The 19,589-nt window shown below is 61.0% G+C and carries 14 protein-coding genes and 3 pseudogenes; 15 read left to right on the forward strand and 2 right to left on the reverse strand.

The window, feature by feature from the left end; translation table 11 throughout:
- The 10 genes from BM315_RS22245 to BM315_RS22290 form a co-directional block, all read left to right on the forward strand.
- Positions 1 to 335, forward strand: a 335-nt coding sequence (locus BM315_RS22245; protein ID WP_212632992.1) for an L-serine ammonia-lyase, iron-sulfur-dependent, subunit alpha, incomplete at its 5' end; no start/stop codon positions are given.
- A gap of 63 nt (positions 336 to 398) precedes the next feature.
- Positions 399 to 1,400, forward strand: a complete 1,002-nt coding sequence (locus BM315_RS22250; RefSeq protein ID WP_090505659.1) for a GlxA family transcriptional regulator — start codon at positions 399 to 401, stop codon at positions 1,398 to 1,400.
- Between the two features lie 341 nt (positions 1,401 to 1,741).
- The gene (locus tag BM315_RS22255) at positions 1,742 to 2,251 is read left to right on the forward strand and encodes a M24 family metallopeptidase (RefSeq protein WP_141124005.1); all 510 of its coding nucleotides are present in this window, start codon (positions 1,742 to 1,744) and stop codon (positions 2,249 to 2,251) included.
- A 269-nt stretch (positions 2,252 to 2,520) separates the two neighbouring features.
- Positions 2,521 to 3,648 carry an extracellular solute-binding protein gene (locus BM315_RS22260; RefSeq protein WP_090505663.1) on the forward strand — a complete coding sequence of 376 codons (1,128 nt, stop codon included), beginning with the start codon at positions 2,521 to 2,523 and terminating at the stop codon, positions 3,646 to 3,648.
- 68 nt (positions 3,649 to 3,716) lie between these two features.
- Positions 3,717 to 4,601 carry an ABC transporter permease gene (locus BM315_RS22265; RefSeq protein WP_342029884.1) on the forward strand — a complete coding sequence of 295 codons (885 nt, stop codon included), beginning with the start codon at positions 3,717 to 3,719 and terminating at the stop codon, positions 4,599 to 4,601.
- Positions 4,598 to 5,395, forward strand: coding sequence for an ABC transporter permease (locus tag BM315_RS22270; RefSeq protein ID WP_090505665.1), 798 nt, complete (start codon positions 4,598 to 4,600; stop codon positions 5,393 to 5,395). Before BM315_RS22265 ends, BM315_RS22270 begins: the two co-directional genes overlap by 4 nt.
- Positions 5,396 to 5,435: 40 nt before the next feature.
- Positions 5,436 to 6,524: an ABC transporter ATP-binding protein gene (locus BM315_RS22275; RefSeq protein WP_090505667.1), complete on the forward strand. Its 1,089-nt coding sequence runs from the start codon at positions 5,436 to 5,438 to the stop codon at positions 6,522 to 6,524.
- Positions 6,525 to 6,741: 217 nt separating this feature from the next.
- The gene (locus BM315_RS22280) at positions 6,742 to 7,953 is read left to right on the forward strand and encodes a M24 family metallopeptidase (protein ID WP_090505670.1); all 1,212 of its coding nucleotides are present in this window, start codon (positions 6,742 to 6,744) and stop codon (positions 7,951 to 7,953) included.
- Between the two features lie 328 nt (positions 7,954 to 8,281).
- On the forward strand, positions 8,282 to 9,067 hold the full coding sequence (locus tag BM315_RS22285; protein WP_090505672.1) for a creatininase: 786 nt from the start codon (positions 8,282 to 8,284) through the stop codon (positions 9,065 to 9,067).
- A gap of 139 nt (positions 9,068 to 9,206) precedes the next feature.
- The gene (locus tag BM315_RS22290) at positions 9,207 to 10,799 is read left to right on the forward strand and encodes a BCCT family transporter (protein ID WP_244527357.1); all 1,593 of its coding nucleotides are present in this window, start codon (positions 9,207 to 9,209) and stop codon (positions 10,797 to 10,799) included.
- A 213-nt stretch (positions 10,800 to 11,012) separates the two neighbouring features.
- Here BM315_RS22290 and BM315_RS22295 read toward each other — a convergent pair.
- A pseudogene (locus BM315_RS22295) lies at positions 11,013 to 11,782 on the reverse strand (transposase).
- A 236-nt stretch (positions 11,783 to 12,018) separates the two neighbouring features.
- Here BM315_RS22295 and BM315_RS22300 point away from each other — a divergent pair.
- From BM315_RS22300 to BM315_RS25600, 4 genes and pseudogenes are all read left to right on the forward strand, one after another.
- On the forward strand, positions 12,019 to 13,230 hold the full coding sequence (locus tag BM315_RS22300; protein ID WP_090505676.1) for a M24 family metallopeptidase: 1,212 nt from the start codon (positions 12,019 to 12,021) through the stop codon (positions 13,228 to 13,230).
- A 638-nt stretch (positions 13,231 to 13,868) separates the two neighbouring features.
- Positions 13,869 to 15,326, forward strand: a complete 1,458-nt coding sequence (locus BM315_RS22305; protein WP_090505679.1) for a sodium:solute symporter family protein — start codon at positions 13,869 to 13,871, stop codon at positions 15,324 to 15,326.
- A 122-nt stretch (positions 15,327 to 15,448) separates the two neighbouring features.
- Positions 15,449 to 16,477: pseudogene (locus BM315_RS25595) on the forward strand (HAMP domain-containing protein); the annotation flags it as partial.
- Between the two features lie 327 nt (positions 16,478 to 16,804).
- Positions 16,805 to 17,335, forward strand: a pseudogene (locus tag BM315_RS25600) (methyl-accepting chemotaxis protein); the annotation flags it as partial.
- A 72-nt stretch (positions 17,336 to 17,407) separates the two neighbouring features.
- On the opposite strand, the gene BM315_RS22315 reads toward BM315_RS25600, so the two are convergent.
- Entirely contained in the window at positions 17,408 to 18,373 is a 966-nt protein-coding gene (locus tag BM315_RS22315) for a GlxA family transcriptional regulator (RefSeq protein ID WP_244527358.1), read from the reverse strand.
- A 431-nt stretch (positions 18,374 to 18,804) separates the two neighbouring features.
- Here BM315_RS22315 and BM315_RS22320 point away from each other — a divergent pair.
- Positions 18,805 to 19,589 (forward strand): serine hydroxymethyltransferase (locus tag BM315_RS22320; protein ID WP_141124006.1); only part of this gene is annotated, 785 nt, incomplete at its 3' end.

Raw genomic sequence — 19,589 nt, forward strand, 5'->3', positions numbered from 1 at the left:
GTTCGGCCTGCGCGATGGCCGCGGCCGGCTTGGCGGAGATCCTCGGCGCCACCCCGGAGCAGCTGGAAAATGCCGCCGAGATCGGCCTGGAACACAACCTCGGGCTGACCTGCGACCCGGTCGGCGGCCTGGTCCAGGTGCCGTGCATCGAGCGCAACGCGATCGCCGCGGTGAAGGCGATCAACGCCGCGCAGATGGCCCTGCGCGGCGACGGCCAGCACTTCATCTCGCTCGACCGGGTGATCCGCACCATGCGCGACACCGGTGCCGACATGCACGACAAGTACAAGGAAACCTCGCGCGGTGGCCTGGCGGTCAGTGCCATCGAGTGTTGAGCAGCGCCACCGCGCCCATTGCCAATCCTTTCGCTCACAGGCCCGCGCCGAGGAGAGCTAAGCATGTCCAGTTACGAGGCGTTGCAACAGCCGGCAGAGGTCGCCCTGGCGGCGATCGGTTTTTTGCTCAGCGACAATTTCAGCCTGATCAGCCTGGCCGCGGTGCTCGAGCCGTTGCGCCGCGCCAATCAGTTCTCCGGGCGTAGCCTCTATCGCTGGCAGACCCTGACTACGGATGGCCGTGCCGTGCGCGCCAGCAACGGCATGCTGGTGACCCCGGATGGCGCCGCGCACACGGAGCCGGCGCTGGATGCCTTGATCCTGTGTGGCGCCGAAAGCCTGCAGCGCGACTGCGACCCCGCGCAGATCCGCCTGCTGCAGGATCAGGCGCGGCGGGGCGTGCACCTGGGGGCGCTGGGCAGTGGCAGCTGGGTGTTGGCCAGTGCCGGTCTGTTGCAGGGCTACGAGTGTTGTGTGAGCTGGGACTGTCAGGTGGATATGCGCGAGACCTTTCCCGCGGTCTCGCTCAGCCCGCAGCGCTTCGTCCTCGACCGTGATCGCTACACCGCCGTGGGGGGCACGGCCGGGCTGGAGCTGATGCTGCAACTGATCGGCCGCAGCCACGGTCCTGCGCTGGTGGATGCGATCAGCGAAACCCTGGTGCTCGAGCAGCTGCGCAGCGAGTCGCCACAGATGTCGTTCCGCCAGGCACTGGGCAGCGCCCAGCCGAAGTTGCAGGAAGCGATAGCGCTGATGGAGGCCAATCTCGAAGAACCCATCGAACTCGACAAGCTGGCGCATTATGTCGAGCTGTCGCGGCGCCAGCTCGAGCGGCTGTTCTGTCAATACCTGCGCTGTTCGCCGTCGCGCTATTACCTGAAACTGCGCCTGCTACAGGCGCGGCAGCTGCTCAAGCAGACGGCCCTGCCGATAGTGGAGGTGGCCAACAACTGCGGCTTCCTGTCCCCGCAGCACTTCTCCAAGTGCTACCGCGAACACTTCGGCGTGGCGCCGAGCAACGAGCGTCCGAGCAAGTCGCAACGCTGCCGCCTGGCCATGCACTGAGCCTGCTGCTTCTCCCCAGCAACAGGTTCAGGTTCATCGGCGTCAGCCGGCTGGGCTTTGCGCCTGGTTTGGCTCTCGCAGGGCGCTTTCGATAGCGGTTGCCCGAACGTCTGTGTGTGATGGGCGCGCTGACTGCTTGTGAAAAAACTCTTGCCTACGGCGACCGCCCCCTGGCACCCGCTGCTGGCGTTGCGTTACGCGAAAAACAGGAAACGCTCTCGCTACGGCGCTCGATTTTTTCACAACCGCTGACTACTGGATGAGTCCGAGCCTCGCTGCGGCTTACGCAGCTCCGCGCCGTATCCCGCGGGTTGGGACGACAGCAGGATTGTTCAGGCGCCTTGGATGGTGGTCTTGGCGGCGGATATAAGCAATTTGGGGTCGGGCGCGTACAAAAATCGGGTATTGACATCTGTTCGAATGGTTTCAGAAACCTGCCAAGCCAGGTCGAGTCACTCAAAACTATAAGAATTCTCGCCATGCCAATGCCTCAGACGCTACGCATCCAGACCGGCCAGAAAATCAAGTCGACTTTCTCGGTGCAGGAGTACGCCACTGGCCAGGCCAGGCTGCTTGCCCACATGGCGGCAGAACACATCCCGGCGGCGATCTTTACCTCGTATCGGATCAACTATTGCAGCGGCCTCGCGTCCTGCTCCTTCGGCTGCGCTCGCTCATTTGCCCCCTTCGCTCGCTACCACGGTCGCGCAGCTGATCTGGCGTGGCGCGAGGACATCGGTGCGCTGCTGGAGCCGCGCATGCCTGCATCCCTTGAACCGCTGAGCATGCTGCCGCAAGGGCTGGCGGCTGTGGATGGTTACCCTGAATACGACATCCAGATCGTCAATTAGCAGGGGCTGGAGAGCATTGCCAGGTTCTCCGGCTGCCCGGAGACAGCGTTATTCGTAAGTGAGGATAGGTGTGATGGCGCAGCATCTTTTCGCGATCACGGTAAGCGCCGTCGTCACGCCAGCCGATTCTTGGACCGTGAGTCGGCGGGGATTCCCCTCCCCCATCTCGCCGGCGACCTAGCGTCTACGCTCAAAGGTGTAGGGGGGAGAAAGCAAGTGGCAAGCCTAGAAGGACAGAAGCACCTTTCCATCATCGAGGAGAGACAATAATGACAAATCGCATCGACCTTTCACGACGGACATTTCTCAAAACAACAGGCGTTCTGGCAGGCAGCGCGGCCCTGGCTGGCGTCTTGCCTTTGAGAAGCTTTGCCGCCGCGGAAAAAGAGCTGGTCATTCTGGCCTGGGCCGGGCATGCCGAGCAGGACATCGTCGGTGACTTCGAGCGCCAGTTCGGGGTCAAGGTCAAAGCCAAGTACTACACCGGCGGCGACAACATGCTGGGACTGATTTCGCAGTCCCCGCCCGGTACCTTTGACCTGATCCTGTCCGACGCCGAATACGTGCAGCAACTCAACGCCGGCGGCTACATCGAGCGGCTCGACCCGGCCGACTACCCGTTCGACGACTTCTTCCCCGAATTCCAGAAGTTTCCCGGGCACTGGCAGGGCGACGAGCTGTACTCGGTGCTGATCCGCTTTGGCTTTCTCGGCATCGCCTACAACACCCAGCTGGTTGCCGAGGCCAAGGTGCGCAGCTATGACGTGTTCTGGGACGAAAGCCTCAAGGGCAAGGTCGGCCATTTCGACTGGCACCTGCCGAACCTGGGGCAGATCAGCCTGCTCAACGGCAACCCGCGTCCGTACGATGTCGATGAGGCGCACTGGCAAGCCGTCCAGGAGAAAATCATGAGCCTGCGCCCGCAGATCGGCGGCTTCTTCGATTACGGCGGAACCTTCTCATCGCTGAAGAACGGTCAGATCCATGCGATGTGCGGCATCGGCGACTGGATCACCGGGGTGCTGCAGCGTTCCGGCGCGCCAGTTAAGACCGTGGTGCCGGAGGAGGGTGGGTTGCAGTGGACCGAGTCCTACTGCATCGCCAAGAACGCGCACAGCCCCGAGCTGGCGAAGCAGTTCATCCAGTACATCACGGCGCCGGAAGGCCAGGTCAAAACGGCGAAAATGGCCGCCTACCCTGCACTGATTCCGAGTAAGAAGGGCTGGGAGCTGCTGAACAAGCTCGATCCCGCCGAAGCTCAGCGCCAAAGCATGGTGATCGGCCAGCGCAACGTCATGGATGATATTCGCGACGGCCGCATCCAGTACCGCGAACTCCCGGTGCAGCAGAGCCTGGAGGAGTGGAACGACTTCTGGTCGGAATACAAGAGTGCCTGAGCATAAACAGCGGGGTGCTCGTAATGGCTTCACGCAAGAAAGGTGACCCGCCGCGGATCGACGCCGGCATGAGCGTCGTGCAGCCGCTTGTGCCGGCCCGGGGCGACAGGAAATCCTTCCGCCTGCCTTGGTACGGCCTCAGTTTCTCGATGCCGATCCTGGTCTGGCAGTTGGTTTTCTTCGTCTTTCCCCTGGCATTCCTGGTCGCGATCAGCTTCTGGGTCGTGCGCAATTATCGGATGGTGCCGACGTTCGAGTGGTTGAACTGGAGCTACATGCTCAGCCGCGGGTTCTTCTGGGACGCCTATCTACACACGCTGGCAATGGCTGCGGGAGCAACGGTGTTGGTGAGCCTGGTGGCCTTCCCCTGCGCCTACACGATCGCCTTCAAGTTCCGCGAATCGCTCAAACAGCTGATGGTGTTGCTGCTGATCACCCCGTTCTTCACCAGCTACCTGGTGCGCACCTACTCATGGCAGGTGTTTCTGAGCGACAACGGTATCCTCAATGCCGCCCTCGACCAGCTCGGACTGGGGCCGTTGCCGATGCTCAACTCCACGTTCGGCACCTATGTCGGCTACTTCACGCTGTGCCTGCCACTGGTGGTGCTGCTGCAGCTGTTCAGCCTGATGTACATCGACCGCTCGTTGATCGAGGCGGCCCACAATCTCGGTTGTGGCCGCGTGCGCACTGTATTCCAGGTGGTGGTGCCCTCGGCGCGGATCGGTATCGTCGTCGCGGCATTGTTCTGCTTCATCCTGACCTTCGGCGACTTCGTCAGCCCGCTCTACCTGGGCGGTGGCCAGCCGCCGACCCTGAGCACGCTGATTACCGACACCACCAAGTCGGGACAGCAATGGCCACGCGCCGCGGTGATCGCCACGATGATGATTGTGACGCTACTGATCACGGCCTTCGCTTCGATCGGTTTCGCCTACCGGAGACGCGCATGAACGAGCATCGTCTGATCAATCTGTTGCTGCGCGGTTACGTGGTGCTGGTGTTCATCTTCATCTTCACCCCGATTGCCGGCAGCTTTGTGTTTTCGTTCAACGTCGACCGCTTCCCGTCCTTGCCGTTGGGTGGTTTCAGTCTGCGCTGGTACGAGGCCATCGCCGCCGATCCCGCGGTGTGGGAGGCATTCAGGAACAGCCTGGTGGTGGGGTTGGTGGTGTCGCTGGTGTCGACCTTGCTGGGCTTTACGGCGGCCTATACCGACTTCCGCTATCACTTTTTCGGCAAGTCAATCTACATGGCGCTGGCGCTGCTGCCGCCGACCATCCCGGTGGTGATCATGGGGTTGGCGATGCTGGCGTTCCTGTCGCGAGTCGGGCTCTCCGGCGATCTGCATTCGGTGGTGATCAGCCACATTGTAATGTGCGCGCCGTTCGCCATGGCGGTGATCCGCATGCGCCTGGCACAGATGGACCCGAATATCGAGGCGGCGGCGTGGAACCTCGGCGCCAGTCAATGGAAGGCCATGCGTTATGTGATTCTGCCGTTCGCGGCTCCGAGTGTCTTCGCTGCGCTGTTGGTGACCATGGCCGTTTCCTTCGACGAGTTCGCCGTCGCCTGGTTCGTCTCGGGACTCAACGAGACGGTGCCGGTGCGCATCCTCAACACGCTGCAAGGGCAGGTGAGTCCGACCATCAACGCGATCGGCACCATCGTCTTCATCACCACCATGACCTTGGTGGTGGTCGCCCAGCTGTTGCTGATGCGGCGGCAGAAGCCGATGGACGCCTGATGCCCTCCCGATAATCACCCGAATCCGAAGGATTTCAGCCATGACTCAACCGCTGGTGGTATTTGACAACGTGGTCAAGCACTTCGGCAGTTTCCAGGCCGTCGAATGCATGAACCTCGAGATCTACAAGGGCGAGTTTGTCGCGATCATGGGCTCGAGCGGCTGCGGCAAGACGACGACGCTGCGCATGCTCGCAGGCCTCGAGAAGCCGAGCAAAGGCGAGATACGGCTTAACGGCGAGCGGATCAATGACCTCTATTCTTGGGAGCGGGAGACCCCGCTGGTCTGGCAGAATCTGGCGCTGTTCCCGTTTCTCAACGTGATCGAGAACGTCGAGTTCGGTCTGAAGATGCGCGGTATGGCCAAGGCCGAACGGCGCAAGAAGGCGTTGCTCTGGCTCGAACGGCTCGGCCTGGAGGAGTTCGCCGAGCGCGACATTAGCCAGCTCTCCGGCGGCCAGAAGCAACGCGTGGCGCTGGCCCGATCACTGGTGACAGAACCGCCGATCCTGCTGCTCGACGAGCCGCTAAGTGCGCTCGATGCCAACCTGAGTGTACGCATGCAGAGCGTGCTGACCGGCCTGCAGAAGGATCTTGGCATCACCTTCGTCTATGTCACCCACAGCCAGTCAGAAGCCTTCGCCATGGCCGATCGAGTGGTGATCATGAGTCGGGGTCGGGTCGAGCAGATCGGCTCGCCGCAGGAGGTTTTCCGCGAGCCGCATAACCGCTTCGTCGCCGAATTCGTCGGCGGCAAGAACATCCTGGTCGGTACCGTCACAGCCCTTGGTGATGCGAGCTTGGTTAGAGTCAGCTCGGAGCATGGAGAGTTTCAGGCGCGGCTGCCGGACGGCAAGACGGTCGTTCCGGGCGATCGGGTCACTGTTTGCCTGAGCGCCGAACATGTCGACCTCAGCGTACAAGCCAGTCGGCCCAACCGGCTGGCTTGTACCGTGGTCGGCGAGGAGTTCATCGGCTCCATGGTCAACATCCACCTCGAAGCCAAGGATGGGCTTGAACTTCAGGTGCAGAAAATGCATGCCGATTACGACCAGCTCGGCATACGCAGTGGGCAGCAGCTTTTCGCCGAATGGGATGCTGAGTCTGCACTGATTCTACGGGGTGAATGAGCATCGCCGGCGGCCTCGTGGGCCTTGCGTAGTGGCGTGCCGTCGGGGCTGGCAGCATGATTGCACGGGCGACTTGGACGGCAGGCAGGGGAAGCGGAAATGACCAATTACAGGTCGGAAACGTGCAAAAACTGCACGATTGCATCTGTTGCAATGCTTTCCAACGGCACTGCCAAGTGGATGTGCCTAGTCACTGAAAACAACAAGGGTTCTCGCCATGCAAATGCCCCAGACACTTCGGATCCAAAACGGCCAAAAAGTTAAGTCAACTTTCTCGGCGCAGGAATACGCCACTCGCCAGGCCAAGCTGCGCGCCCATATGGCGGCAGAAAACATCGATGCGGCGATCTTCACCTCCTACCACAACGTCAACTATTACACCGATTTCGTCTACTGCTCCTTCGGTCGTCCCTATGCCGCGGTGGTGACCCAGGACGCGGTCGTGACCATCACTGCCAATATCGACGGTGGTCAGCCTTGGCGCCGTACCGTCGGCACCGACAACATTGTCTACTCCGACTGGCAGCGCGATAACTTCTTCGTCGCCATCCAGCAGGCGCTGCCGAAGGCCGGGCGTATCGGCATCGAGTTCGATCACCTGAACCTGCAGAACCGCGACAAGCTGGCCGCGCGCTATCCGTCCGCCGAGCTGGTCGACGTCGCCGCGCCCTGCATGAAGATGCGCCTGGTCAAGTCCGCCGAAGAGCACGCGATCATTCGTCACGGCGCACGTATTGCCGACATCGGCGGCGCTGCGGTAATTGAGGCATTGCGTGATCAGGTGCCTGAGTACGAAGTAGCACTGCACGCCACCCAGGCGATGGTCCGTGAAATCGCGCGCACCTTCCCCGAAGGCGAACTGATGGACACCTGGACCTGGTTCCAGTCCGGCATCAACACCGATGGCGCGCACAACCCGGTGACCAGCCGCAAGGTGAACAAGGGCGACATCCTCAGTCTGAACTGCTTCCCGATGATCGCCGGTTACTACACCGCACTGGAACGCACCCTGTTCCTCGATCATTGTTCCGACGAGCACCTGCGTCTGTGGGAAGTCAACGTCGAAGTGCACGAAGCCGGTCTCAAGCTGATCAAGCCAGGCATGCGCTGCAGCGATATCGCTCTCGAGCTGAACGAGATCTTCCTCAAGCACGACCTGCTGCAGTACCGCACCTTCGGCTACGGCCACTCGTTCGGCACCCTCAGTCACTACTACGGTCGCGAAGCCGGCCTGGAGCTGCGTGAAGACATCGACACAGTACTTGAGCCCGGCATGGTGGTTTCCATCGAGCCGATGATCATGCTGCCTGAAGGTCTGCCGGGCGCAGGCGGTTACCGCGAGCACGACATCCTGATCGTCAACGAGCAGGGTTCGGAGAACATCACCAAGTTCCCGTATGGCCCAGAGCACAACATCATTCGCAAGTAATGCCAGGCAGCAGCGCAGAGGGGGGAACCACCGCTGCGCTGCTGCCATTGTCTCGCACCTAGGCCATCAGGCCAGGAGGCAACAGCGTGAATACACGTGGCAATTTGTTTCGCTGGATATTCGCTTCCAGTCCTTGGGGCGTATGCGCTCGCGCATGCCGGCGGTGTTGTTCGTCAATCATATCTACCTGGCATGCCATGCTGCCGGATGAAGCTGTCGCACTCCTGCAGTTTCCTCCGCACCTTGGTCAGAGACCCGATCTCCTTGCCGGGCAGATGGCGCAGCAAAAAATTCTGCACAATGACGGATTGGTTAGAGGACAGAAACAATGAACAAAAGTGTCTTTGTAGGCGAACTCACATGGAAGGAGTACGAAGCCTCGATTGCCGGTGGTGAGCGGGTGCTGTTCCTGCCGGTCGGCGCGCTTGAACAGCACGGCCATCACATGTGCATGGACGTGGATGTGCTACTGCCCACGGCTGTTAGCCAGAGGGTGGCTCAGCGTATCGATGCGCTGGTGCTGCCAGCCTTGCATTATGGTTACAAGTCGCAGCAAAAATCCGGTGGGGGCAACCACTTCCCCGGTACCACAAGCCTGGACGGGGCCACTCTGACCCACAGTGTTCAGGACATCATTCGTGAGTTGGCCCGTCACGGCGTGCGCCGCCTGGTGCTGATGAACGGGCACTACGAGAACTCGATGTTCATCGTCGAGGGTATCGATCTGGCCTTGCGCGAACTGCGCTATGCAGGCATCAACGACTTTCGGGTAGTGGTGCTGTCCTATTGGGATTTCATCAAAGATCCAGACGTGATCGCACAGCTCTACCCGGACGGTTTTCTCGGCTGGGATATCGAGCATGGCGGGGTCTTTGAAACCTCGCTTATGTTGGCGCTCTACCCCGAGCGAGTCGACATGGCGCGGGTTGTCGATCACCCGCCAGCAAGCTTCCCACCCTATGACGTCTTCCCCATTATTCCCGAACGCACGCCGGCACCCGGCACCTTGTCTTCCGCTGTCGGCGCCAGCCGCGAGAAGGGCGAGTTGATTCTTCGTGTGTGCGTAGAGGGTATTGCTAGCGCCGTCGAGGAAGTCTTCAGCGCACCCTCCTAAGCACTTGCCGGCGTCATGCAGTGTTTTGCCCATTGATTCTGAAAAATACAAGAATGATCGAGAGGCTAACAATATGAGTACGGGACAAAGCGCGGTGCCTGCCGCGTCAACTTATACGGGAGGGGCACATGAAATCCGTGTGGCTATTTCCCAGAGTACCTGGCTGAAGGGCCTGAATCCGGTAGTAACCATGGGCGCGCTGGTGGTGATAGTCGGTGTGGTGCTGGGTCTACTGATGTACCAGGAGCAAGCCGCGGCGTTGTTCGACCGGGTGCGCAGTGGTATCACCTATGCGTTCAGCTGGTATTACGTGCTGATCGCGGCGCTGTTTCTCTTGTTCAACGGCTGGCTGGCCTTTAGCCGCTTCGGGCGCATTCGCCTGGGTCGCGAGGATGAGCGACCAGAGTTTGGTTACTTTGCTTGGTTCGCCATGGTGTTTTCCGCCGGTCAGGGTATCGGCCTGATCTTCTGGAGTATCGCCGAACCGATGTTCCATATGCAGGGCAACCCCTTCAGCACCTCGACCATGAGCGCTGAAGCGGCGGAAACCGCGATGCGCATCAGCTTCTTCCATTGGGGGCTGCATGCCTGGTCGATCTACTGCATCGTCGCCCTGGCGCTGGCGTATGCCGCCTTTCGCAAGAACCTGCCGCTGACCATCCGTTCGACCTTGCGCCCGCTGTTCGGCCGCGCCATGGACGGCCCATGGGGGCATGCGGTGGACATTTTGGCGATCCTGGCGACCATCTTTGGCGTGGCCACTTCGCTGGGTTTGGGTGCGCAGCAGATCAATGCTGGTCTCGATCGCTTGGTTGGCTTGGAAAGCTCGGTGTTGGTGCAGCTGGGGTTGATCACAGTGATTACTGTGGTCGCCGTGCTCTCTGCGGTGTCCGGGGTCAATCGCGGCGTGAAGATGCTCAGCGAGCTGAACATCATCCTGACCATCGTCCTGATCGTGTTCTTCTTCGTCTGGGGGCCGACCCGCTACTTGATCATGTCGCTGGTCGATGCCACGGGCGATTATCTCGCGAATGTTATCGAGATGAGCTTCTGGACCGACGCCAGCAAGCAGGATCCGTCCGCCTGGGAGGGTTGGAAGTCGAGCTGGCAGGGCTGGTGGACGGTGTTCTATTGGGGCTGGTGGCTGTCGTGGGCACCCTTTGTCGGCGTGTTTATCGCCCGAGTATCCCGTGGTCGCACCATTCGTGAGTTCATTCTGGGTGTGATCCTGGTGCCCACATTGTTGACCTTCGTCTGGATCGTCGCCTTCGGTGGCACCGCCGTGAGTAATGAGCTGTTCGGCGAGGCAGGCATCTCCGCGGCTGCGACCAAGGATGTCGCCAGCGCCTTCTTCGTGACGGTTGACTCCATGTCCCTCGGCGGCCTTGGCACTGTGGCGCTGTGGTTAGGCACCCTGCTGGTGGCCACCTACTTCATCACCTCGGCCGACTCCGCGACCCTGGTTCTGACCACCATCATGTCCCATGGTGCTATCCACCCAGCCAAGCGTCATCGGGTGTTTTGGGGGGGGATGCAGGGTGTAGTCGCTGGTGTGCTGCTGGTTGTCGGTGGCGCAGCATCCTTGGCCACCCTGCAGACGGCGGCTATTGCGAGTGCATTGCCATTCTCTTTCATCATGCTGCTGATGTGCCTGAGTCTGATCAAGGCGCTGCACGCAGAAGCTCCGGTGGAACTGGGCGCTGTACGGGCAGAAACCTCGGCTGCCATTTGAGGAATCGCCGGCCGCCAGCTTTGGCGGCCGGCGCAGCGTCAGGCATTAGCAGGCCGTTGAAAAATTCGGCTTCAACTGCCCCAGCCCGTCCGGTTTGACGTTTTTTCAAGCGCTTGGGCCTAACGGAGTCCACAAAAGGCCTGGCTTAAGGCCTTTTTGACCGGTTTCAGCTCCTCGTTCACGCCTTTCTGCGTTTTTTGGGCGCAACTCGGCCTATACATGCGAGCCTCGCCACCAACCCGGCAGACTGCCCAGTCGGATCAGGTTGTAGACCGAAAAACCCAGCAATAATTGAGCGCTCAGCTTGGTCTTGCGCAGGCCGCCAACCGTCTTCAACCAACCCAAGCCTTCTTCGATCCGCTTGCGGATCTTCTGGCTGGCGGCATACCCCGGATGCCGTGTGGTGCGCCCGTCGATGGCGCTGCCCTTGCGCTTCTGCGCCACATGCGGCGTCACCTTCAGCTCGCGCGCCCTCATCACTGGTCGATTGGTGGTTCGCCGCCGTCCTTCTTGATGAAGGGATTGTGCGAGGCCGGGCGTCGATCAGCGTGTCATCGACGCTGAAATGCTCGTCGCTGGCGTACTCGGACCATTCATCCAGCGACTTGATGCGCTGAAAGAACAGGCGCGCTACATCCTGATTGAACCGCCGGTCGCGGTTATGGCTGAAGGTCGAGTGATCCCACATGCGCTCGTCCATCGACAAGCCGACGAATCAGCAGGTTGAAATCATTCTGCTCGACCAACTGCCGCTCGGAGCGAATGGTGTAGATCACCCGGAGCAACGAAGCACGCAGCAGGCGCTCCGGCGCAATCGAGGCGCGCCCCAGGGTGGAGTAAAGCCCGTCAAAGTCCCAATCCATCGACGCCAAGACAGCATCGACTAGCTCGCGCAGTGGACGCAGCGGGTGATCGTTCGGAATGCGTTGCTCCAGCGTCGTATAGCTGAACAGCTCGTTTTGTTTGAGGTCTAGTCCACGCATCGGCTTGGGCTGTGTTCGGCAGAAAAGGGTGGCCGCCATTTTGCCAGAGCCACACGGGCTCTGGCTTTTTCAACGGCCTACTAGGCACCAGGGTGGTCAACTAAAAGGCGAAGCGGAACTGACCAACTTCGGGTCGGAATCGTACAAAAAGCGTGCGCTTGTATCTGTTGCAATGCTTTCCAACGGCACTGCCAAGTGGATGTGCCTAGTCGCTGAAAACAACAAGGGTTCTCGCCATGCAAATGCCCCAGACACTTCGGATCCAAAACGGCCAAAAAGTTAAGTCAACTTTCTCGGCGCAGGAATACGCCACTCGCCAGGCCAAGCTGCGCGCCCATATGGCGGCAGAAAACATCGATGCGGCGATCTTCACCTCCTACCACAACGTCAACTATTACACCGATTTCGTCTACTGCTCCTTCGGTCGTCCCTATGCCGCGGTGGTGACCCAAGACGCGGTCGTGACCATCACTGCCAATATCGACGGTGGCCAGCCGTGGCGCCGTACCGTCGGCACCGACAACATCGTCTACTCCGACTGGCAGCGCGATAACTTCTTCATCGCCATCCAGCAGGCGCTGCCGAAGGCCGGGCGTATCGGCATCGAGTTCGATCACCTGAACCTGCAGAACCGCGACAAGCTGGCCGCGCGCTATCCGTCCGCCGAGCTGGTCGACGTCGCCGCGCCCTGCATGAAGATGCGCCTGGTCAAGTCCGCCGAAGAGCACGCGATCATTCGTCACGGCGCACGTATTGCCGACATCGGCGGCGCTGCGGTAATTGAGGCATTGCGTGACCAGGTGCCGGAATACGAAGTCGCCTTGCACGCCACCCAGGCGATGGTCCGTGAAATCGCGCGCACCTTCCCCGAAGGCGAGCTGATGGACACCTGGACCTGGTTCCAGTCCGGCATCAACACCGACGGCGCGCACAACCCGGTGACCAGCCGCAAGGTGAACAAGGGCGACATCCTCAGTCTGAACTGCTTCCCGATGATCGCCGGTTACTACACCGCACTGGAACGCACCCTGTTCCTCGATCATTGCTCCGACGAGCACCTGCGTCTGTGGGAAGTCAACGTCGAAGTGCACGAGGCCGGTCTCAAGCTGATCAAGCCGGGCATGCGCTGCAGCGATATCGCCCTCGAACTGAACGAGATCTTCCTCCAGCACGACCTGCTGCAGTACCGCACCTTCGGCTACGGCCACTCGTTCGGCACCCTCAGTCACTACTACGGTCGCGAAGCCGGCCTGGAGCTGCGTGAAGACATCGACACAGTTCTCGAACCCGGCATGGTGGTATCCATCGAGCCGATGATCATGCTGCCTGAAGGCCTGCCGGGCGCGGGCGGTTACCGCGAGCACGACATCCTGATCGTCAACGAGCAGGGTTCGGAGAACATTACCAAGTTCCCGTATGGCCCAGAGCACAACATCATCCGCAAGTAATGCCAACCGCTGCCGTGCCCTCCACGTGGGGCGCGGCATTCCACCGTTGCTCACTTCAGGCCGCTTGGCCAGGAGGCAGTCAGGTGAAAACATTCAACCGTCTTCCCCAGTGGATAGCCTCTCCGCGAGTCGGGGCGTTGTGCTTGTATGGGTCGGACGCGCCCCCCCTCCGCTCGATAAACATCCCCGGCCGGCTATATGACGCGGCACCTTTCTCTTTTGCGTCACTCGCAGCGGGCCATGCTGCTCGGCTCTCGGGTGTCGGCGCAGGGTTGATTCTCCTGTGCCGAGCGGCGTCGCCGCTCAGCTTGTGTCTGGCTTTGCGCTCAGGCGATACGCAGTTTCACCCGGACAAGTGGAGGGTCATCACGACGCAATGTCCTGAACCGATTCAGCCGCGCCGTTAGTCGGCTGCGGAGTTGGCAGGGTGGCTGATGGTTTTAAGGGTTGTCGCCTCAAGTCGTCTCGTTCTAACGCTAGTGGTCATTAAAACTACAATTACAAAAAGAGGTATTGATTGTGAACTCCTGGGTACTCACGACCTTCGTTGCGCTAAACATCGCTATGCTCCTGATCGCGGCCGGAACCTATCTGTGCCGTTCCGCCAAAGAAAAATCTGGACAGGTGGAGTAAGCGCCATGGACTTTTATGAAATATTCAACTGGGGCCTGCTGATCGTCACCTTTGCGGTCATGATCGGGATCGGCTTTCTCTCCTCACGCAAAGTCAAAGACAGCGATGAAGGTGGTTTCCTCCTCGCTGGCAGGAGCCTCGGCGCCTTTGTCGGGGCCAGTACCATCGTCGCCACCGGCTTCAGCGGCTGGGGCTTCATGGGTTCGCCGGCGGTGACGTACAAGTTTGGTGCCATCGAGTTGCTGGGCAACTTCTTCTTCGCTCCGGCGATGATGATTGCAGTGCTGTTCTTCGCCAACCACATGCAGAAGCGTGCGCTGACCATGGGCAGCAATACCATTCCCGAGTACATCGGCCAGATTCACGGCGGTGGCAGCGGCGGGCGTCTGTTGCAGGGCGTGGCGGCGGTGATGACCATCATCCTGCTGATGGTGTTCCTGGTCAGCCAGATCAAGGCAGTCGGTATTCTCGGCGCCTCTTGGTTGAATATCGAGATGACCAGCAGCGCCTGGTTGATGATCTCGGTAATTATCCTCTATACCATGCTTGGCGGCCTGGCCGCCGTGGCCTGGACCGATACCGTAATGGTCTGTGGCATGGCACTGGGGGCGATCGTGATCATGATCCAGATGTTCACCAGCGTCGATCTGGGTCTGTGGCAGAGCAACCTCAATGCCATCGATCCGAACCTGCTCAATCCGGTCACGGCGGCACCTTATGGCGAGAGCAAGGCATCGGTATTCCTGGTGCTGCCTTATGCCTTCCTGTTCGCCGCGGTGCTGCCGTACATGGCGATTCGCTTCTTGGCCTTCAAGCCAAAGGTGAAGATGCACAAGGTCGGTATCTATGTCGCCATTCTCGGCCTGTTGCTCAGTCTGATTCCGCTCGTCGGCCTGTACATGCGCGCCTTCGGCCCGGAACTGGCCGACCCGGACAATACCATGCCGATGTACCTGCAGACCTTCATGCATCCGGCGCTGCAGGGAATCATCACCCTGTTCATCATCTTCGCCATGAAGTCCACCGCCAACTCGATGCTGCACACCGTGGCCTCGGCGACCTCGCATGACCTGCGTCTGGCCTTGAACAAGCACGCCAAAGTGGACTCCGCGCACGCGTTGACCATCAACCGTGTTGCCGTGGTGGCGTTGGGCCTGTTGGGTCTGCTGATGATGATGTACGCGCCGCCGTTCATGCTGTCCTGGTTGGGCATTCTCGGCTCCGGCACCCTGCTGGCGGCGATGATCGGGCCGGTGTTCATTTCCACCTTCTGGCAGGGCAACACCGTCGGGGCGCTGACCGCCATGCTGGTCGGCTTCTTCACCAGCGGCGGGCTGTTGTTGACCACCGATATCGGCTGGGTCGAGGGGCCGCTGATTGGCTGCCTGGCCTCATCCTTTTGCTACGTGGTGGTGTCGATGCTGACTCGTACTCGGTTGCCGGTGACTCAGAACGGGTACTAAGTCTTAGCGGGTAAAGCAGAGCCGCGGACTCGAGAGGGTTCGTGGCTTTTTGCTGTGCGGATGGCAGTGCGGCGCTATGCCGGACGACAAACGCTTTTAGCGTCATAGGGAGTTCAAGCGCCATGAAGATAAGCAATAAAGTCGGTTTGGTTGCGGCCCTGGTTTTGATCATCAGCAGCGGACTGCTGTCGCTGCTGCAAATCGGCCAGGTTCGCGAGACGTTGCGCGATCAGGCGCAGGCGAGCATCGCCGAGTCGAGCCAGGCGCTGGCTCGGCAGATCGAAAACTGGTTGAACGGCAAGTTGCAGTTGATCGACCTGGCTGCGCAGCAGATAGACCGCAACTTCGGCGACGAACAGATTCAGCAATTGTTCGCCGACCCTGTTCTGGGTGCGCAGTTTCTCTCGATGTTCGGCGGCCTGGAGGCCACGGGCGGCCAGGCCATCACGAACGACCCGACGTGGCACCCCGCAGCTGATTGGGATGCCCGCCAGCGGCCTTGGTATCCTCAGGCCAAGGCTGCATCCCATGCCGTGCTGACCGAGCCCTACGCGGTGGCCAGCAGCGGTGACATCCTGATCTCTGCGGTGACCCGGTTGAGCGATCGAGGCCAGTTCAAGGGCGCCTTCGGCGGCGACATCAGCCTCAAGAGCATCGCCGAATCGATCAATACCTTTAACTTCAATGGTGCCGGCTATGCGTTCCTGCTCGCGGGCAGCGGTCAGGTCATCTCGCACCCCAAGGGCGAGCTGAACGGTAAGACCTTGAGTGACCTGTTCGGTGGTCAGGCTCCGGCTCTGGTGCCGGCGCTCAGCGAGATTCAGGCCGATGGCCAGAACCTGCTGGTGTCCTTTATCCCGCTGAGCAACCTTGATGGCATGAACTGGTATATCGGGGTGGTGCTCGATGAGAGCAAGGTCATGGCTGAAGCAAACGCCCTCAGTTGGCGTGCGGCGGCCGGTACTGCCATTGGGGTGATACTGACGCTGCTGGTACTTGGTGTGCTGATGCGGCGTCTGTTACGGCCGCTGTTGCAGTTGCGCACTTCGTTGCGTGAGGTCAATGGCGGTGAGGGTGACCTGACCCGGCGCCTGCCGATCCAGGGCAACGATGAAATCGCCCAGGTTGGCGAGGAGTTCAACCGCTTTCTGCACAGCCTGCAGGGATTGATTGGCGACGTGATGAGCAGCTCGCAGCAGGTTCGCGTCAGCAGTAGTGATACCTCCAGCGAAGCCAGTCAGGCAGCCAGTCGCCTGCAGCAGCAATTGCAGGAGCTGGATCAGCTGGCTACGGCCATGCAGGAGATGGCCAGCACCGCAGAGGACGTTGCATGCAATGCCCAGGCCGCGGCCCAGGCGGCCAGTGCCGCCAGTGAGGCTACCGAGAGTGGCGTCAGCCTGGTTTCGCAGTCCAGCGCGGCGATCATGCGCCTGGCCGCTGACATGGATGACACCAGTCAGGCGGTCAACGAACTGGCCAGGCTCAGTGACAATATCGAGTCGATTCTCGCGGTGATCACCAGCATCGCCGAGCAAACCAACCTGCTCGCGCTCAACGCCGCTATCGAGGCGGCGCGCGCCGGTGAGTCGGGGCGGGGGTTTGCCGTGGTGGCCGATGAGGTGCGTTCGCTGGCCTCGCGCACCCAGCACTCGACCCAGGAGATCCGCCAGATGATCGATCGGTTGCAGAACGGGGTGAAGCAGGTCGAGTCGCGCATGCAGCAGAACCGCGACAGCGCCAGCCAGTCGGCTGATGAAGCCAGTGCCGCCAACGACATGCTGGCGCGTATCCGTGAGTCGATCAGTCGGATCAACGACATGAACTTGCAGATCGCGACTGCCGCCGAGCAGCAAAGCGCCACCAGCGAAGAGATCAACCGCAACACCACCAATATCCGCGATATCAGCCATGCCGTGGCCGGCGGTGCCGAGCAGCAGGTACGACAGTGTGCGGCGATGGTCGAACAGGTCGGCCAGCAGGATCGTCTGCTCGGGCGGTTTAAGGTATAAGCGCAGTCAAGCCGGCTGTTGCGCTGCAGTCGTACGGCCCTCTGCTTCGACAGGTCGAAGTAGGGGGCGTGTTTAGCTCAGCGCGCTCTGCTTGCGTTCGCCACGCGGCGAATGGCCGAAGAAGCGGCTGTAGCATTTGGAGAAATGCGCCGGCGAGGCGAAGCCGCAGGACAGGGCGATATCGCGCACCTGCGCCTCGCTGCGCAGCAGCAGGTCGCGGGCGCGTTTCAGGCGTAGCTCCAGGTAGTACTGGCTGGGTTTGCGTTCCAGGTATTTGTGGAACAACCGCTCCAGCTGGCGTACCGACATCTCGTTGAGCTGGGCGAGTTCTTCCAGTTCCAGCGGCTCCTCCAGATTGGCCTCCATGATCGCGACTATCTGGCTCAGCTTCGGCTGGGTATTGCCGAGCTTCTGCCGCAAGGGCACGCGCTGCTGTTCGCGGGAGCCGCGCATGCGGTCGCAGAGCAGCAGTTCGGCGGCGCGGGTGGCGATCTCCACGCCGTCCGGTTCGCGCGCGATCAGTTGCAGGGTCATGTCCATGGACGCGGTGCCGCCGGAGCAGGTGTAGCGGTCGCGGTCCAGCTCGAACAGCTGATTGGAGATGATGATGCCGGGGAACCTGTCCTTGAGCTGCTCGATGTCTTCCCAGTGGATGGTGCAGCGGTAGCCCTTGAGCAGGTCTGCGCTGGCCAGCAGGTGGCTGCCGGTACAGATGCCGCCCAGCGGCACATGGTGCTGGGACAGCTTGCGCAGCCAGTTGAGCAGGTTGCGGTCGTGCTTGGCCGGGATCGGGTTGGAGCCGACCACGAACAGCGCGTCCAGCTCGGGGGCGTCGTCGATCGAGTGATCCGGCACCACGCACATGCCGTTGCTGGCGCGCACCGGCTCGTGGTCGGCGGCGATCAGCAGGGTGCGGTAGAGGGTGCGTTTGGCGGTCAGGTTGGCCATGCGCAGGGTCTCGATCGCGCAGGCGAAGCCGATCGTGGTGAAGTTGGGACTCAGCAGGAAACCAAAGGTTTTCACCCGCGGGCCCGGCATCGCGGCGGGCTGGCTCTCGGCCGGTGCCAAGGGGGGCGATGCGTATGCCATTTTTTCCTCCTCCACTGCAGCCGCGCTCGCTTGCTTGCAGGCCATGGGCCGGCAGCAGGGGCGACGGTGCGTTTTATTGTTGTCGGACGGCAGGGTGATACCTGCGTCGGCTGCAATCTTACACCCTTTGCCGGGCGCTTTGAGCGATCCGGGCATGCTCCGCTGCTGAACCCACAGACCAGTTTGAACACTTTCGCGTCGGAAATGAGCAAACGGTCGCCAGGTGCATTTCGCACAATCCGCTGCAACAGGCGTTATCCATCCCGCCTCCAGCCGATGCGCATAGCGATACGCGCGCTGAGGACTCCCTGAGGGGGCCGGGGTGGTAGGTCCTGATCCATAACAACAGGCGACCCAAGACTGTCGCAGGGAGAATCGAGATGTTCAGCAAACACGACCAGATCCAAGGCTACGACGACGAACTGCTCAGCGCGATAAACGCCGAAGAGGCTCGTCAAGAGCATCACATCGAGCTGATCGCCTCGGAAAACTACTGCAGCCAGCGGGTCATGCAGGCCCAGGGCAGCGGCCTGACCAACAAGTACGCCGAAGGCTATCCGGGCAAGCGTTACTACGGCGGCTGCGAGCACGTCGACGTTGTCGAGCAGTTGGCCATCGATCGGGCCAAGCAACTGTTCGGCGCCGACTTCGCCAACGTCCAGCCGCACTCCGGCTCTTCGGCCAACAGCGCGGTGTACCTGGCCCTGATCAATGCCGGCGACACCATCCTCGGCATGAGCCTGGCCCACGGCGGCCACCTGACCCATGGTTCCAAGGTCAGCTCCTCCGGCAAACTGTACAACGCCGTGCAGTACGGCATCGACACCACCACCGGTCTGATCGATTACGACGAAGTCGAGCGCCTGGCCGTCGAGCATAAGCCGAAGATGATAGTCGCCGGCTTCAGCGCCTACTCCAAGACCCTGGATTTCCCGCGTTTCCGCGCCATCGCCGACAAGGTCGGTGCCCTGCTGTTCGTCGACATGGCCCACGTCGCCGGCCTGGTCGCCGCCGGCCTGTACCCCAACCCGATTCCGTTCGCCGACGTGGTCACCACCACCACCCACAAGACCCTGCGCGGCCCGCGCGGCGGCCTGATCCTGGCCAAGGCCAACCCGGAGATCGAGAAGAAGCTCAATGCCGCGGTGTTCCCCGGTGCCCAGGG

It is taken from the genome of Pseudomonas borbori (assembly GCF_900115555.1).
In the GTDB taxonomy this organism is placed as follows: Bacteria; Pseudomonadota; Gammaproteobacteria; order Pseudomonadales; family Pseudomonadaceae; genus Aquipseudomonas; species Aquipseudomonas borbori.